The organism is Mongoliitalea daihaiensis (genome assembly GCF_021596945.1).
In the GTDB taxonomy this organism is placed as follows: domain Bacteria; phylum Bacteroidota; class Bacteroidia; order Cytophagales; family Cyclobacteriaceae; genus Mongoliitalea; species Mongoliitalea daihaiensis.
Genome location: NZ_CP063779.1, coordinates 4,578,629 through 4,596,215 on the forward strand (window position 1 = coordinate 4,578,629; position 17,587 = coordinate 4,596,215).

The window sequence follows — 17,587 nt, forward strand, 5'->3', positions numbered from 1 at the left end:
ATAGATTTAGGATAATGATAGCCAACAACAAGCTACTTAAAAGAATGCTTTAAAAATCCCTTCGTGTCATTCGTGCCATTCGTGGACCTTCCCTTTTGCTTCTCGCAGAAGGCGCTGAATTCGCAGAAAAATGATTTTAGAAAATTAGTGAAATCGCGAACCTGTGAGCCCCAAAATCACCATCTGTGAAATCTGTGCAATCTGTGGACTTTTCCTATTGCTTCTCGCAGAAGACGCCGAATCCGCAGAAAAATGATTTTAGAAAATTAGTGAAATCGAGAGCTAGCGAGCTGAAATTGATAGATTTAGGATAATGATAGCCAACAACAAGCTATTTAAAAGAATGCTTTAAAAAATCCCTTCGTGTCATTCGTGTCATTCGTGGACCCTTCCTATTGCTTCTCGCAGAAGACGCCGAAACAACTGAAAAATGACTTCAGAAAATTAGTGAAATCGCGAACCTGTGAGCCCCAAAATTAACATCTGTGTAATCTGTGCAATCTGTGGACTTTTCCTATTGCTTCTCGCAGAACGCACCGAAACCACTGAAAAATGACTTCAGAAAATTAGTGAAATCGCGAGCTAGCGAGCTAAAATTGATATATTTAGGATAATGATAGCCAACAACAAGCTATTTAAAAGAATGCTTTAAAAAATCCCTTCGTGTCATTCGTGTCATTCGTGGACCTTCCTTTTATCGCTCTCGCAGAAGGCGCTGAATACGCGGAAAAATGATTACAGAAGCTCAGTGAAATCGCGAACCTGTGAGCCCCAAAATCACCATCTGTGAAATCTGTGTAATCTGAGGACTTTTCTTATTGCTTCTCGCAGAAGACGCTGAATCCGCAGAAAAATGATTTTAGAAAATTAGTGAAATCGCGAACCTGTGAGCCCCAAAATCAACATCTGTGAAATCTGTGCAATCTGTGGACTTTTCCTATTGCTTCTCGCAGAAGACGCTGAATCCGCAGAAAAATGATTTTAGAAAATTAGTGAAATCGCGAACCTGTGAGCCCCAAAATCACCATCTGTGAAATCTGTGCAATCTGTGGACTTTTCCTATTGCTTCTCGCAGAAGACGCTGAATCCGCAGAAAAATAATTTTAGAAAATTAGTGAAATCGCGAGCTAGCGAGCCGAAATTGATAGATTTAGGATAGAGATAGCCAACAGCAAGCTATTTAAAAGAATGCTTTAAAAAATCCCTTCGTGTCATTCGTATCATTCGTGGACCTTCCCTTTTGCTTCTCGCAGAAGGCACCGAAACCACTGAAAAATGACTTCAGAAAATTAGTGAAATCGCGAACCTGTGAGCCCCAAAATTAACATCTGTGAAATCTGTGGACCTATTCTATCCCTGTGAAACCAAATTCAAGCTCCCCATTAGAATCTCTAAGTTTTTGGTTGAACCATTTTGAGAAAATAGCTGCCCCATTAGCATTCAAATGAAATTCATCTGAAAAATGAATGGATTCGGCAGGAAAAGCAGAAAAATCCAAATAAGGAATTGTGTGCATGGGTTCCGGTAATTCTTCCAACATTTGTTGAGAATCATACAAACCCCGTACACTTTCATGCAAGGGAGTTTGGATAAAGTAGATAGCAATCCCCTCCTTTTGAAGTAGGTCAATGATTTTTTCCAAGTAGGCTACGTGGATATTGCTCGATTCATACGTTAACTCCTCTACTTCCGGCAGGGAGGCTCCTAATTCCAAATCCGTTTCCGGCCAAGCCACATAGCCTCCATAGTCTTTTTTAACCTTTCGAGAATCAGCTAATACTACTCTTTTATACAGGCGGGTTAAGCTTTGAAACAAATGTACATTCAATAGGTTTTCCCAACTTTCCGAAAACAACAGTCTGTACTCTTCCCCATTGAAATGCAAGAAGAACTTCCAATACATGCTTTGGAGATTAGATTTTCCCCAAACCCATTTATCCCGTTCTGAAGTAAATTCCCAAGGACTGACTTGGATCAATACATTTTCTATGGTATTTGCCTGTTCAAGCAATCTCCGCAACTTGATATAAGTATAAAAATAGGGTTCGGCCTCTTTGGAAAAATTATAGGAGTTTTCGATCAGCTTATCATTAAATGCTGCTTCCGGTTGGGAGTTCCCGATGATCAGCATCCTTGCGCCATTGGGAATCTCAAATGGTTTTTTGGATTTCAAAAAATACGCACCACTCACTAGTAGGGTATTGATAACCAACACAAAGGAAGCCATAAACCAAGCGATATTTGATATAAACTTGCCCATCAGAACTGGAAATAAATAAATTCACTTTCTTGTCCTGCGAAAAAGAAACAGGCCCAAACTAATACCCCATAAAAGGACCAACGTACTACTTTGGGTTGGTTGCTAAAGAACCCTTCAATCGCAAATTGGTTGCTTCTCCCCAACCATTCCATTGCAAAGAAGAATGTAATTAAGACTAGTTCTTGTCTAGGTAAAATACTTGGAAGTATCCAAAGGCTTTCTGAAAATATCCCTGCGTATATTCCCCAGGCATGGGTCATGTTTTCAGCTCTAAAAAGAATCCAGGCCAGTAAAGTCAGAAAGAAGGTGATCATCATCATGCCCGTTTCTTGAACTGAAGGGAACAGTTTGCCTTTCGCCACTATATCCATATTGGCCCGGTTTTTTCCAAAAAGCATTAAAGGAACAAAGTAGAGTGCATTTAACAAGCCCCAAAAAATAAATGTCCAATTGGCCCCATGCCAAAAACCACTGACCACAAAAATGATGACTGTATTTCGGATTTTCATAGAATTCCCTCCTTGACTACCACCGAGGGGGATATATACATAATCCCGAAACCAGGTAGACAAGGAAATATGCCAACGTCTCCAAAATTCCGCGATATCCCGAGAGAAATAGGGGAAGGCAAAATTCTGCATGAGGTTGATTCCAAAAAAGCGGGAGATGCCTATGGCGATATCCGAATAGCCAGAGAAATCCCCGTAAATCTGACAGGCAAACAAAAATGCCCCTAGTAGTAGGGTACTCCCTTCGAGCGTTTCGGAACCTGAAAAAATCTGATCTACTAAGGGAGCACAATTATCCGCAATGACCACTTTTTTAAAGAATCCCCACAATGCCTGCCTCGCACCTAAAACAGCTGATCCATAGTCAAATGCACGAAATTTATAAAATTGAGGCAATAAATTCACCGCCCGTTCAATTGGCCCAGCTACTAGTTGCGGGAAAAAGCCTACAAAAGCGGCAAAGGCAATAAAATCCTTGCTCGGTTCGAGTTTACCTCTGTACACATCAATCGTATAACTTAAGGTTTGAAAAGTATAGAAGCTGATGCCCACCGGAAGAATAATCTGTAATGTGCTGACATGTGCTTGAAAGCCCATCCATTGGAGCAGCTCCATAAAATTATCGAGAAAGAAATTGAAGTATTTGAAAAAGCCTAAGAAACCCAAATTCACTCCAATGCTGATTCCCAGCAAGGTTTTCCGGTTGGTTTTACTTTCAGTTTGGGCTATGCTTCTTGCAATCAAAAAATCTACGGCGGTGCTGAAGATGATCAAAAACAAAAATCGCCAATCCCATACCGCATAAAAGGTATAGCTGGCAATGACAATCAATAGATTTTGAAAGGTGAGTTTTTTTTGAAAAACAAACCAATAGAGTCCAAAGACTGTGCCTAGGAAGATAAAAAATAAAAGTGAAGTAAATTGCATGGTGAAGTGAAATTTAACTTAATTTGAAACAGGAGTTCAGGGCATCATGTTTGAAAATAAGTAAATTAAGAGTTCTAAATTAGATAAAAATAGTTAAAAAAATATACTGTTAGATATGGAAAAAATTAAATTAGTGATTTGGGACCTGGATGAAACTTTTTGGAAAGGAACCTTATCTGAAGAAGGGATTCGCCCTATTGAAGAACATCTAACCCTAGTAAAAGAGCTCACCAATCGTGGGATTATCAATTCCATCGTTTCCAAAAATGATTTTGAAAAAGCCAAAAGTAAACTTGTAGAGTTGGGTATTTGGGACTATTTCGTTTTTCCTGCCATAGAATGGAAGCCCAAGGGATTATTGGTCCAGCAAATCATAGAAAATTGTCAATTAAGGGATGTGAATGTACTTTTTCTGGATGATTTACCTCACAATTTGAATGAGGCAAAATTTTACAATCCCAAGCTTGAGGTCCAAACTCCAGATTTTATTTCTGAAATCATGGATCATCCTTCCTTTGTGGGAAAGGATGATTCTTCCCATTCTAGGCTTAAGCAATACAAGTTGTTGGAGGAAAAAGCATCTGCCAAAAATAACTTTAGTGATAATCAGGCTTTTTTGGAAGATTCCCACATCCAGCTGCAACGGATAAAAGAGCTCGAGCCCCATGCAGAGCGCATCACCGAATTAATCAACCGATCCAATCAGTTAAATTTTACAAAAATCCGGTTAACTGAGGCCGAAATGGAGGCCTTATTGCAAACGAGAGATCTAGAAAATGTAGCGATTCAAGTTCAAGACAAGTATGGAGATTATGGAATAGTGGGTTTCTACTCCTTTGACCGAACCAATCACAGACTTGAGCATTTTGTATTTTCTTGTAGAATTTTAAATCTAGGCATACCTCAATATATCTATGCTTCCTTAAACTTTCCCGCTCTCGACATCATACCTGAAATTGCGGAAGAACTCGATAACAGTTCTCCGCATTGGATCGAGGAGGTAGTTTTTGAAGAGAAAGCGATCTCTCCAGAGCCATTGGGTATTCAAAAACCAAGGATATTGTTTATAGGTGGCTGTGAGTACTCTCAATTATTTTTTTACTTAGAAAACAGTGGCTTTGAATTACGTGCTCATGTAAATTTCACCAATGACAAAAATTTTATCGTTCGGCCATCTCATTCGGACTATCTTTTAGGAGAGAAGAATTACAGTAAAACCCTCGTGCAACAAATTTTGGATTATCCCAAGGTTCCTTATGTAACCAAGGAATGCTTTAACTCGGGGCTTTTTGAAGGAGATTTTGATTGCTTTGTCTATAATCCACGCATGGACTATGAACTATCAGTATATGAACATCGAGCAGATCAATTCTTGGTTCCTTATGGAGGCTTTGGGAGGGATTGGACTTCCCCTGAGGATAGATATGATTTGGTGAAGCAGTATAATCAACGGAAAAATAAAATTGTTACGGAGTCCTTTTTGAATGAATTTTCACAGGAATTCCATAACCTCGGTCGAATTACGCCCCAACGATTCATTGAAAATCTCAGCCTGATACGGAAGTCTATACCTCGTCATATTCCCATGATTGTGATGAATTGCCCCGAGGTTGACTTAAGCTTTAACCCTATTGGCAAAGAAGTGGCGGAACGATTCCAGCAAATGAATCAGGCGATTGATCAATTTGTTAGTGAACATGAGCATGTCTTTTTGCTTGATATTCGAGTAATGATCGATGAAGAAGTCAAAATCACCACTGATTTGGGGCATTTTCACAGAAGACATTATAAAGACATTACCACTGCATTGATCGGGCTGATCAACCAAACGCTTACTTTAAAAAATCCCAAAAACTTAAGTCTGAAATCCATTATTGGGGGTTTCGTTTTGAATAGTATCGATTTGGCGAAGGAGATGAAACGAAAATTACTGAAATAATCATTCGATATCCGAGCGGATAAAAACTATTCAATTCATTTTTTCTTTGTGCCTTAGTGCTTTTGTGTAGAAAATTCCTCACAAAAACACTAAGGCCTCAAAGCTAATTTACTTTTTAACAAATCTGAATATTTCACGATTCATTTTATCCTGCACTACCAACATATAGTAGCCAGGTCTGAGATGTAAAGCTTGAAGATCCATGGTAATTAAATAATCACTCACGTTTAGTGATTGTTCACTTAAAACTGCCCCTTTCACATCATAAATCACTACTTGCACTGCACCTTCTCTTTTCCACAAGGAAGATACAGAGACTTCCGTATTCACTGGGTTAGGGAATAACATTGGTTTCCCAGTCACTTCAGATGGTCTCTCCTCCTCCACGAACATAGAAAGCCCTAAGGTTAGACCTTCGTAATAATCTGCTAGTTTAACCCCCGAACGTTTAAATGCACTGCCAAGATTTGTCAAGTCCTGAATTTCTGATATGTCTAGTGCACGATCGTATAAACGAAGATCATCCATTTTACCTGTAAATCGCTGAATTGTACCCAGGGCACCGATGACTAAATCTCCCGATTTAGTACCTATTGTAAAGGAATCATAGGTTCTTGTAACGTCCTCTATCCCATTGATGAAGATTTTACTTGTATTCCCATCAAAGGTTGCCGTAACATGAAACCAACGATTAGTAGACTGGGCATAGTTGAAATTAGAAAGTAATCTGTATGCACCTCCGCTGGTTCCTCTATTCAATCTAAATTCGATGAAACCATTATGGTCTAGCCAAAGCTCGAATCCATTTCCATCGGATTTGCTGATAATTGTGCTTCTTCCAACCACGGATGGATTTACCCAAGCCGTAATGGTGATGGCATTGGGTAGAGAAAGCTTGGATTGATGAGAAACAATTCCAAATCTACCTCCAAAGCCTGGGAGATTAATCGCCTGCCCCAGCACACCTGTGGACCAAGCAATACCGCCAGTATCTTCAATTAGAGCATGAAACCCATTCCCCGAATCATCCAATAATTGATTCCCAAACCCTTCATCCATTTTCCAGTGCCCTACTGCAACACTAGCACTCGATTTATCATCTATGGATAAATTGGCTAAAGTCTGAATCTCGGCAGGAGTTAAAGCTGTGTTGTATAAACGAACTTCATCCAATTTTCCACTAAACCGTTGAATAGTCCCCAATGCTCCAATGACCAAGTCGCCAGCATTGGTGCCGATGCCGAAAGGTTCAAAGGTTTGGGAAATATCTTCTTTTCCATTGATGTAAATAGTGCTGGTTTTTCCATCAAAAGTAGCTGCTATGTGGAACCATTTATTGACGGACTGATTGTAATTAAATTGAGAACGTAAACGATAAGTAGCTCCATTATTTCCACGATTCAATCGAAATTCAATCAATCCGTCACTATCCAACCACAGCTCAAAACCATTTCCTGCTGCTTTGCTGATGATCGTATTTTTACCAAGTACAGCAGGGTTTACCCAAGCCGCAATGGTAAGTGCGTTAGGCAGGGACAGTTTAGATTGATGTGCGACTGTTCCATATCTTCCCGAAAATCCTGGAAGATTCACTGCTTGACCCTGAATACCTTCTTGCCATTGAATTCCCGAAGAATTTAAAATTGATGCGTGAAAATTGTTTCCTGAATGATCTAAGAACTGATTGCCTGAACCTTCATCCATTTTCCAATACCCTACTAATTTTTCTTCGACTGACGGAGGAGTTTCATCAATTAGCTCACCCATTAAAAGCAGTATTTCGTTTCGATTTAACGATCTGTTGTAAATTCTTAATTCGTCTAACTCTCCCCTCCATCGTTGTATTTCTCCTAGACTTCCTAATATCAAATTCCCTGAGGTTGTACCGATTTGAAATGGTGCATAAGTAACAGAAATGTCTTCAATCCCGTTTATAAAAATTGTACTAGTACTACCGTCAAATGTGGCAGCTACATGAATCCATTTGTTTATTGATTGACGATAGTTATAATTACTTTTCACTCGGTACCTAGTACCAGCACTGCTTCTATTTAATCTGAATTCAATATTACCATCACTATCAAACCATAATTCAAAACCATTTGATGCTGATTTAGAAAAAATAGTACCATTTCCAACTTCTGATGGTTTAACCCAAGCAGCTAGAGTAATCGCATTAGGAATATTCAACGATGACTGATGGGATACGGTACCAAAACGACCAGATGTCCCAGGTAAAGAAATTGATTTCCCCTCCTTACCTTCTTCCCACGAAACATTTCTGGTATCTTGAATTGTCGCATGCAGATTATTCCCAGATTGATCCAACATACGATTCCCAGCACCTTCCTCCATAGGCCAATAGCCCACTAAACCAACATTCAGTAAGTTATCCTGAGAGCCAATGCTAAAGTTCCAAGTATCAGACCATGCCGAGAAAATAGACCCATTTCTCGCACGCACTCTCCAGAAATAGGCTTTGTCTGAACTTAAGGATGAAAGCGTGAATGAAGTAGCACTAATTGTTTGATTTTGGAAAGCAATGGTTGAGAAATCTGAACGCTCTGACACCTGTAAATGATAGGCGGTGGCCTCAGAAACTGCATCCCAATTGAAATTAATAGATGAGTTTTGGAAGGAAGCTGCTTTTTGAGGGGAAATTAAGGTTGCTGGGTATAAATTAATTTCTCCACTGACAGTTCTAAAGGACCAAATATCGCTTCGCTCTCCTGTACCCGCAGGATTGGAGGTCCGTATTCTCCAAAAATAAGTTCGATTTGTTTGTAAGCCATCCACCGCAATGGATGTTCCTCGAATGGATGTTCTTACCAATACAGTAGTACTGAAATTGAAGCTTTCTGATACCTCCAAGCGGTAAAACTCTGTATTTGGTTGATTTTCCCAAGAAAACAAAACGGTGGATGCTCCCACAACTGCCTCATTGAGTGGGCTGATTAAATTTGTGGCCGGTGGAGTACCAGAAAAGGTGGCTGCTCTTACTTTTCGGACTTCAGAAAACTCTCCTGCACCGGCTTCATTGACGGCTTGAACCCTCCAAAAGTAATCTCGGTTTGTAGTTAAGTTACTTACTGTCCTAGAAGTATTTGTCAGTCCCCCCACATTCGTTACAAAACTGGTAAAATTAGGATTGGTCGATAATTGGAAACGATAAGATTGCGCAATTGGGTCTTCTTCCCATGAGAACAGAATACTGGAAGAAAAGATATTTGAATCGTGTACTGGGTTTGTAAGATTTATTTGAGCTGGTGTTATCGAAAATGCCTTCGTTTTAAACTGATGAGTTATAGAAAAACTACCGGTACCAGATCGATTGATGCCTCTTATTCTCCAATAATAGACAGTATTTGAGCTAAGATTAGAAATATTTAGCTCTCCTCCCTCAACACTGTTATTATTTAGTGTCCATGTTTGAAAAGTAGGGTCTGTTGATACTTGAATCTGATAGCGTTCAGCAGTTGGATTATCAATCCATTGCAAACGAACATTTATCGGATCAATATTTAAACCACCAAAAGGAGCAATCGCAACAACCGGAGATGGATTAGTGTTGAAGCTTAATGTTCGAAATGACCCTACTAATGAATTGGAACCATTCCCTAAAGCATTGCTTGCACGAACTCTCCAGAAATAAACTCTGTTTTCTTGCAATCGAACTGTAGCTTGAAATTGGTTAGTTGTTAAGTTGCTTTGATTAATGATGATATTGGAAAAGTCTGAAGTAGTCGATACTTGAATCCTGTAATTGGTAGCATTCGGTACTTTGGCCCATGAAAACATAGGGGTTAATCCTACTCCTTGAGAATCCAAACTTGGAGATAACAAGACTGTACGAGCAGGTACTACATTGGTTGTTATGGTTCGAAAGGTTCCCGTTAACGAATACGGACCATTCCCTGAAGCATTTCTAGCGCGGACCCTCCAAAAATACGTACTATTGGGATCTAATGAAGGATAAACGATACTATGATTTGTGATATTATTAACAGTAATCACCCCAGAACTAAAATCACTGGCTTTTGAAAATTGAAGTGTATAGGATTGTGCATTGCTGAGTGGTCTCCATGCCAAGCTAATTTCTACTGGCACCACAGACTGATTGTTGCTTGGTAAGGTCAATTGTACTCGCTGAGGTACTCCTGGGCTTTGGGCAGTCACTAAGTTTTGAACTAAGGAGTTTATATAAACCTCAATATCTGTATAATAAGGGCTTAAATTATATTCTTTGTCATTTGGTACTTGTGGATTTAGGCCATTCGCAAGTTCCCAAGCATCTGGGATTCCATCTCCGTCTGTATCTAAAGGAGCAGGTAAACTCCGTAAATTGGGCCACCCACCTACATCTTTTTGACTGTCGATAATGCCATTTCTGGATCCATTAGAACCTCTGAATGTAAAAGTCCCATTTTGGGTTTCTTGAACTATTCGGGTATCCACTGGATCCCGAAATAAATTTGCACCTGCATTTGCTAATACACGCTGATAAGAAACAGAAGCTGAGTTGTTATTTTCATAAACATCTGCTGGTAATGGAGAAGAAAGTTTTAATGTATGTAAAAAATCATTTGTTAGTTGTGAATTTTGTAAGGTTACCCCATTCCAGTTATCTATGGAGACTGCATTATTTCCGAATAAAATATTCCCCGAAATAAAAAACTTTCCGTAAGCACCACCACTAGGATTTGTTGGTCGTAAAAACCAATTCAAATTATTTGTAGCTGGTCCAGGTTTATAATAATTGTTTACAAGATTAACTGTAGCTAGTTCACCACCTGATGAAGGCATGAATTGCCAGTTGTATATAATGTTATTTCGCATATCTACAACCCCTCTCCACCGTTCTAGCTGTTGAGGGGAACTAAATAGACCTACATGATCAAATGCTGGATTCCTTTGTGTAAAATGAGCCAATAAATTGTGATGAAAAGATGCATTAAAGCCTCCCCATAACCCTCCAAAACCATGAGCACCCCCACTTTCATGGATACTTCTATTCAAGCCTTCTGACAGAATTGACCATTGCAAAGTAAAATTTCTGTTTCCATAAAAAGATCCAGTTTCATCGGTTCCCCATGAAAGCGAACAATGATCAATTATAACATGTTCTGAATTTCTAACCTCTAAGGCATCATTATCCCCTACAAAAAAATTATCTCCAAGTCTAAACCTTAAGAATCGAACAATTACATTCTCTGTATTTATTCTGACTTTATAATTTGTGATTGTTATTCCATCACCAGGTGCTGTTTGACCTGCGATTGTAATATTTGGCTCATTAATAATAAGTGTACTTTGTAGCTGGATATTTCCAGAAACCTCGAAAACCACAATGCGTGGCCCTCTTGTCCTAACTGCTTCCCGAAAACTTCCAGGACCATCATCATTCAAATTTGTCACTTTAAGTATTTGTCCCCCTCTACCTCCAGAGGCAAATCTACCAAAACCCTCTGCACCAGGGAAGGCACTTATCTCATTCAAATCGTATTGGGATGTGGGTAGGTTTTGAGCTAATACATTAAAAGATAAAAACAATAGCAATAAGGGTACAAGCCATTGCTTTTTTTTGCATGGTTTTACTAGGGCGGAGGTCATAATTCAGGTGGTTTTTTTAGAGTTAAATAGCTAATCTATTTAACAGTCACCGTCGTATCAAAAGTCTTGCCAAAAAAGAAACTTCTCTATTAAATATGCGAGTATCAAGATGAAATTAAACAAAAGAATCCCTCAAAAATTGAGGGATTCTCTTTTGAAGACTTTTATTGTTTAATAAATCTATGAACAGATTTACTTCCATTATGATCGACATACAACAGATAAACCCCCGAAGAAAGATTCAATGATGAAAGGTCGAGTCTAATTAAATTTTGATTACTAGAATAATATTCAGAAAGTTTAATTCCTTTCATATCATATAACTCAAGAATAACTTGTTTGTCCCCCCAATTACTGAAGAATACATTTAAGTCACTCTCTGTTGGATTAGGGAACAATCTTATTTCCATATCCCTTAAACCTATTATTGGTTGCTGTTGATCAGTAAAAAGAGATGATTCTACAGGCAGAGGACTAGGTATTGAGAGTATGTTCGATAAAGTCAAAACATCCTGTGAGGTCAACGCTTTTCCATACAAGCGAAGATCATCTAACTGACCTCTAAAACGTTGAATAGATCCCAAAGCACCAATTATTAAATTACCAGACTGGGTGAGTGTTGTTAAGCTACCGTATTCAACCGAAACATCCTCATTTACAAATCTCTAAATCTAAATAATACTAAATAGAATTACTTCCAGTAGGATGTGACAAAACTTTCTTTGTTTATAAAAAAAGCAAACCACCAATTTATGTCAGAAAAAATGAACTTCTCAATAGTTTTTCAAAAAAGAGTTCCCAGTAACGTTGAGTTGACATTTCTTACAAACGAAGAAACAAGGTTAACTATACCATAATCTCACTTTTTTTAAACCAAAAATTCTGATGGAAAAGCTAAAATATTATTTGATTCTAACTTCTAATAACTATTACAACGTTTTTCAACTACTTTAGAAGTATATTATGTTTACTACTAACAAATATTAAATAGAACAAATAACATTTAATGATAAAAATTTAAATTTTGAAACACTTAAGTAGGAACATTGTCTGAGCCCCAAAACGTAGTTTTTACTGTAGAATCGTTAATAGTTAGATATTTTTTAATTAACAATTAACAAAATATTTAATATCAAGAGGGATACAATAATTTCATTGAATAAAATAAACTACTTTTGAAAAAAATAGAACTTCAAAAAAATTCTTTAAATCTTAAACTTTGGAAAAATGTTCTTATTTGATAAAACTAGACACTCAAGACAAAATCATAAAGCATTTACGCATAATCCTACAGTTAAATGGAAGACAGACTTAAGGACTAATCCCATATATGGAGCTGAATCTACAGCAGTAATTGACAATGCCGATAATATATACTTTGGTTCTCACAGTGGAAACTTTTATTCTCTAGACAAGTCAGGTAAAATAAGATGGACATTTTCCACATCTACAAAAATTTATTCATCTCCTATACTCATAGATAGCAGTGTCATTTTTGCTGGAGGGGATGGCTACTTATACAGAATATCTTGTGAAGGAGAGTTATTATGGAAATTTGATTTATCAAAATCAGGTGGGAAAATGTTTAAAAAGAAAACACTAAACAAATGGAGCCATTTACCATATACTTATGACTTTCATAAAAAGAAAATAATAGACTATAAATGTTGGAGCTCTCCAAATATTTTTAACAATTTAATTTATATAACAGGATATGGAGTTGGTCTCTATTGCATAGACCTAAATGGGAAAGAAGTTTGGAGTTATGATCTTGGATTTCCAAGATATCAATTATCAGGAGTTGCTATAGATGATGAAGGAAGGATATACTGTTCTAGTAGGTCAGGTACAGCGTATGCCTTTTCAAAAGAGGGGAAGCTATTGTGGAAGACTATTGTTCGCAAAAATTGGGAAAATTGGGGAAATCCAGTTTTTTGTAGAGAAAAAAATCAAGTCTTTTATTTCTTCTCAAAAAATGAAAGTCGTGGTTTAATTTACTCGTGCGATAACAATGGCAAGTTTTTATGGCAACAAGAAATCGGGGCAATAAGAGCTTCTTGCGCAATAAGTCAAGACCTAACTTCAATATACTGTTGTGATCTTGATGGTTTTTTATATAAACTTGGTATATCAGATGGTCTAACAAAAAGAAAAATAAAATTAACCAATGCTCAAAGGGGCTTATGGATAACGCCAACTATAGATGCGTCCAATAATATTTTAATTTCCACCAAAGACTCTAAAGACACCGGAAGAATTATCTTATTAAATGAGAAGTTTGATTTAATTTGGCAATTTGAAAATGGTAAAATTTTGTCTATACCAGTGGTAAACAAACAAGGTGAAATATTATTCGGAAGTTGGGATGGACACTATTATTGTATTAATTAATTTCATCAATCTTTAACTTTGAAGAATTTAATTGATTTAAATCTAAGAATTAATTGATTTCTTTGATTAGAATTGAAACAAATCAACCAAAATAGCATTGAGGAAAAGACAAATGAGGAACCTGTAAAAGCAATTAATAAAACCCATGATTCTACAATAATAAAATCCTGAAGATAGGCTGCTGCAGTTAAACCAATAATGGATATTACTACAATCCTAAAATCTTGGAAGTTGAAGCTAATTGATTTTAAACCAAGTTTTTTATTTAGAATGATTGGGAAACCTACTGACATTACACTTCTCCCGAATAAAACACTTATTCCTAAGCCAAGAATTTGATAATTAGGAACTAACAAAAATGCCAGAGAAATTGAAATCAAAGCAGACATTCCTGTTAAATATACTTTTGTTTTCAAATCCAGCGTGACATTAATGAAATTCCCTGTGGTAAAAAACAGTACATATTGTATTGCAATTAAAAGAATTAAAAGATTTTCAAATGATCCTGCATAATTTCCAGGACCAACCCAAAGGCTTAAAAAAGAGTTGTTAAATAGCAATACAGTTATTCCTATCGAGAAAGAAATAAACCAAATTAAGTTAAAAATTAAATCTTTGGAAAGAATAATTTTATCAAACTGCCCTTTTCCAAAAAAAGTACCAATTCCAGGAATAATTCCAGAAATGACGCTATCTAAAAAACTTTTCATTGTAGTGGAGGTAAACATTGTCAAAACATAAATTGAAACAATTTCAGGTCCAATTAAATATCCTAAAAGAATTTTTTCGCTGTGAAAAAGTGCCATACCCGCAAACTTTGTGGCTATAAACCATCCACTCAATTTAGTATAGGATAAAATCTTTTCTTTTGAAGTTTTACCAAGTCCAAACCAAGGGAGATTTTTTTTAACAAGGTAATAAAAAACAAAAGTCGTTAAAAATCCCAAGAAAACTTGAGCCGAAACTAGCCCAATCAGTCCAAAATCCATCTTTACAACAAACACTTTTAGACCTCCTCCGAAAATAATCAGAATAGACCTATATCCCATACCCTTAAAACCAAGATTTAGCCCTCTCAAAATAGATTCGAAAAAATTAGATAGTTTATCAACAATTATAGAAAATATCACAATAGCTGAGGCCAAACGAACCAAATCATGATACTTTTCATCAATGGATATAATAGAAGGTGAAAACCAACTAATTACCCCCCCCACAAGTAGGATAAATGGAGCAATTAAAAAAACCATTAAAAGACCAGTAGTTATTTCAGATTTTAAATCTTCTACTGAAACCGTGTCTCTATTTTTTGCTAGCGTCCACTTCAATACCTGGGTAGATTGTGCATCAGCCAAACCCGCATAACCAGAAAGGTCCAAAACAATCTGGTAAACTCCATAAAGAGCACTTCCTAAACCATTAAATATCAAAGGGCTTGTAAAAAAACCTATTAACTGTCTTACGACCTGATCGAGAATACTTGTAACCGAATTTAAATAAGCACGTTGCTTATGATTTTCTTTCTTTTCCAAAATTTAATTTACTGAATTGAGAAGGTTAGGTTATTCCAAAAATTTTGGTTGACACTAATAAATTCACTGACCTTTTGATCTCTTACTTGCAAAGTTTGATCATCCCAATGTTCGATTAAACTTTCAATTTCATGTAAAAGACCGGATTCATCTCCCTTATCGTACCTAATACAAAATTCCGGTAAACCTATTTTTTCAAACAAATCTCTTCCCTTACTTTTCGAGGTGGGGTTTTTCAAATAATGCTCAACATTTATAACTAATGAAGACGATAATTTTAATGCAAAAATTGATCTGTGAAACCGATCGGTAATTAAAATATCAATTCCTGCATATTCATTTAAATAATCGACAATGTGGTCACCTTGAAAAATGGAGCTTTTTTCTGAAAATTGATCAATGATATACCCCCTATCTTCAAGCAAGTTTTCAATTGTTTTCTTCATGGTTTTATCTCCAAAAGAAACATGTACCTTATTTTTACTTACCCTTTGATTCTTATTTGTTTTTAGTTTCAAATTTTTTTCAAAAGGATAAAGAATTGTTGGGTCTGAAATTTGAGATATGTTTCGTACCCCAATCCCTCTTAATACTCCCTCGGTTATAAAATCCCGAACTAATATATGCTCATAATCCTTTAGTGTTGCCTTAATTTCTATTGCTTTAGATTTATAATTGTCCAAACTCTTTAAGGGATCCAAAGAAGCTGCTATTGAACATTTTTTAGCTTTAATTTGATTGGGAAGAAAATAAATATGAGGTAGAACATTATGCAATTTTTCAGAATCCATCCAAACTGTATCACTCCCAGTAAAAATAATGTCATAGTTTAAAGAATTAATAAAATTGATTTGATCATTTATATTTTCAGCACCAGAGAAAGGTGAAAATTTACATCTTTTGGATAAAAATTTTCGTACCGAAGTATACTTTTCAAAAGAGCTAAAATTAAAAAATGGAGGCCTTTTCCTCTTATACTTTTTTTCATTTTCTCCTCTACTTTTTGGTACCAAATCAATTATTTCTATGGTCGCAGAAGGGAATTTTTCTTTTAATAATTGATATACACAATAGGCCTGTAATACAGATCCTTGATTGATCATATAATGAAATGTTAAAATGCCAACTTTCATAAATTTGTAACTAAATTTTGATTTTGAATTATTTTTTTTGAGGTATTCTGGATCGTTAAAGGAAGATATAAAATCAGATAGATTATTAACGAACTCGCTGTATTTGTGAACCTTCCAGTGAAAAAGAAGACGAGAAATACAAGAAGTATATAAAAAAATGAAATTAAATCTTTTTGATTTCTAATGACAAATAGAACAGAAAGGAATGCATAAGCAACCATTAACAAATAAAGAAGTAAACCAATTACACCACTACTATGAACTAGTACCATTGGGTCTGTATGCAAAGGCCTAGTTCCAAATTTACCTTTCCCATAATTTTCACCACTCAACTGAAACAAGCCAAACCCCGTCCACGGTGAATAATCAAATGAATTAAATAAATCATTATAAACTAGACCCAACTCAAGAACACGTTGCTCACCTTCCAAATCTCTATCATCCAAATTTCTTAATTGATATCTTTCCCAGAAAACATCAATAAACCCAGTTTTTTCAACAATCACTAAACCTCCAAAAATTGAAACTAACAAAATAAAACTTATTTTTTTTAAATCACTTAAACTAACCTCCTGAAAAAAAGCTATAAAAGAACCAATTATTGTTAACAACATTACAGTCCGCCGAAAGGTTAGCAAAATAAAAAATAGACTAATAAAAAATACAGTTAAATAAAAAATATTTCTTCTCCTAATGGTGATTTTAAGAACAAAAAACATCACCAAAGGCAAAATATGAAAATCAGCATGAATTAGATTACCATATAAAATTCCCGATGTAATTCCATACATTACGTGGGGATTATAATTAAATATAGTAGAGACAAGACTATTTGAAATAAAAACTATTAAAACTAGGATGCACACAGCAAAAAGTATTTTCTCAATACTCCCTCTATCATACTTGGCGTAAATTTCAGGTAACACACCAATTAATAGAAATAAAACAATTACACCAAAAAAGTACGGTCTCACTCTTACAAAATCATCAACATTATATAAGAGCAATACATAATATAATGAAATTATAATTGTAAACGTGTTTTTAAGGATGAAAGGTAAGTTTTTAAACACATAAAAAGAAATCAATGAAGTCAAGAATAAATAATTTATTGATGCAGGCAAAACAGAGTTGATCACTGAACCTATAAAGAGATAAGCTAGTAAAAAGATTGCAGACAGTTCACCCTTCGTAATTAAAGCATACAATACTAGACAAAAACCAACTATTTCGAGAAAAAGGAAATAAAAGTTCATAATATTAATTATTATTCTAAATCTTAATAA

The 17,587-nt window shown here is 36.0% G+C and carries 9 protein-coding genes; 2 read left to right on the forward strand and 7 right to left on the reverse strand.

Annotated elements, in window-relative coordinates; translation table 11 throughout:
* Positions 1–1,345 precede the first annotated feature (1,345 nt).
* Positions 1,346–2,260 (reverse strand): DUF1574 domain-containing protein, encoded by a 915-nt coding sequence (locus tag IPZ59_RS19255; RefSeq protein WP_236137668.1) that lies wholly within the window; start codon positions 2,258–2,260, stop codon positions 1,346–1,348.
* The gene (locus IPZ59_RS19260; protein WP_236137669.1) at positions 2,260–3,696 is read right to left on the reverse strand and encodes an MBOAT family O-acyltransferase; all 1,437 of its coding nucleotides are present in this window, start codon (positions 3,694–3,696) and stop codon (positions 2,260–2,262) included. The genes IPZ59_RS19255 and IPZ59_RS19260 overlap by 1 nt, the downstream gene beginning before the upstream one ends.
* 115 nt (positions 3,697–3,811) lie before the next feature.
* On the opposite strand from IPZ59_RS19260, the gene IPZ59_RS19265 reads away from it, so the two are divergent.
* Complete coding sequence (locus tag IPZ59_RS19265; RefSeq protein WP_236137670.1) at positions 3,812–5,635, forward strand: hypothetical protein; 1,824 nt, start codon at positions 3,812–3,814, stop codon at positions 5,633–5,635.
* Positions 5,636–5,743: 108 nt separating this feature from the next.
* Here the strand turns inward: IPZ59_RS19265 and IPZ59_RS19270 are convergent, their stop codons facing one another.
* Both IPZ59_RS19270 and IPZ59_RS19275 read right to left on the reverse strand, forming a co-directional pair.
* On the reverse strand, positions 5,744–11,245 hold the full coding sequence (locus IPZ59_RS19270; protein WP_236137671.1) for a LamG-like jellyroll fold domain-containing protein: 5,502 nt from the start codon (positions 11,243–11,245) through the stop codon (positions 5,744–5,746).
* 164 nt (positions 11,246–11,409) lie between these two features.
* Positions 11,410–11,829, reverse strand: coding sequence for a T9SS type A sorting domain-containing protein (locus IPZ59_RS19275; RefSeq protein WP_236137672.1), 420 nt, complete (start codon positions 11,827–11,829; stop codon positions 11,410–11,412).
* Between the two features lie 643 nt (positions 11,830–12,472).
* Between IPZ59_RS19275 and IPZ59_RS19280 the strand changes: the two genes are divergently transcribed.
* A complete protein-coding gene (locus IPZ59_RS19280) occupies positions 12,473–13,636 on the forward strand; it encodes an outer membrane protein assembly factor BamB family protein (RefSeq protein WP_236137673.1) in 1,164 nt (387 codons plus the stop codon).
* Positions 13,637–13,641: 5 nt separating this feature from the next.
* Here the strand turns inward: IPZ59_RS19280 and IPZ59_RS19285 are convergent, their stop codons facing one another.
* The 3 genes from IPZ59_RS19285 to IPZ59_RS19295 are packed head-to-tail and all read right to left on the reverse strand — an operon-like array spanning position 13,642 to position 17,557.
* Positions 13,642–15,168, reverse strand: coding sequence for an oligosaccharide flippase family protein (locus IPZ59_RS19285; protein ID WP_236137674.1), 1,527 nt, complete (start codon positions 15,166–15,168; stop codon positions 13,642–13,644).
* 8 nt (positions 15,169–15,176) lie between these two features.
* On the reverse strand, positions 15,177–16,301 hold the full coding sequence (locus IPZ59_RS19290; RefSeq protein WP_236137675.1) for a polysaccharide pyruvyl transferase family protein: 1,125 nt from the start codon (positions 16,299–16,301) through the stop codon (positions 15,177–15,179).
* On the reverse strand, positions 16,298–17,557 hold the full coding sequence (locus IPZ59_RS19295; protein ID WP_236137676.1) for an O-antigen ligase family protein: 1,260 nt from the start codon (positions 17,555–17,557) through the stop codon (positions 16,298–16,300). Before IPZ59_RS19295 ends, IPZ59_RS19290 begins: the two co-directional genes overlap by 4 nt.
* Positions 17,558–17,587 lie beyond the last annotated feature (30 nt).

Bases quoted from the DNA above. Each gene is read 5' to 3' on its own strand.
- IPZ59_RS19260 (WP_236137669.1), bottom strand. From the start codon at position 3,696: ATGCAATTTACTTCACTTTTATTTTTTATCTTCCTAGGCACAGTCTTT.
- IPZ59_RS19295 (WP_236137676.1), bottom strand. From the start codon at position 17,557: ATGAACTTTTATTTCCTTTTTCTCGAAATAGTTGGTTTTTGTCTAGTA.
- IPZ59_RS19290 (WP_236137675.1), bottom strand. From the start codon at position 16,301: ATGAAAGTTGGCATTTTAACATTTCATTATATGATCAATCAAGGATCT.
- IPZ59_RS19255 (WP_236137668.1), bottom strand. From the start codon at position 2,260: ATGGGCAAGTTTATATCAAATATCGCTTGGTTTATGGCTTCCTTTGTG.
- IPZ59_RS19270 (WP_236137671.1), bottom strand. From the start codon at position 11,245: ATGACCTCCGCCCTAGTAAAACCATGCAAAAAAAAGCAATGGCTTGTA.
- IPZ59_RS19280 (WP_236137673.1), top strand. From the start codon at position 12,473: ATGTTCTTATTTGATAAAACTAGACACTCAAGACAAAATCATAAAGCA.
- IPZ59_RS19265 (WP_236137670.1), top strand. From the start codon at position 3,812: ATGGAAAAAATTAAATTAGTGATTTGGGACCTGGATGAAACTTTTTGG.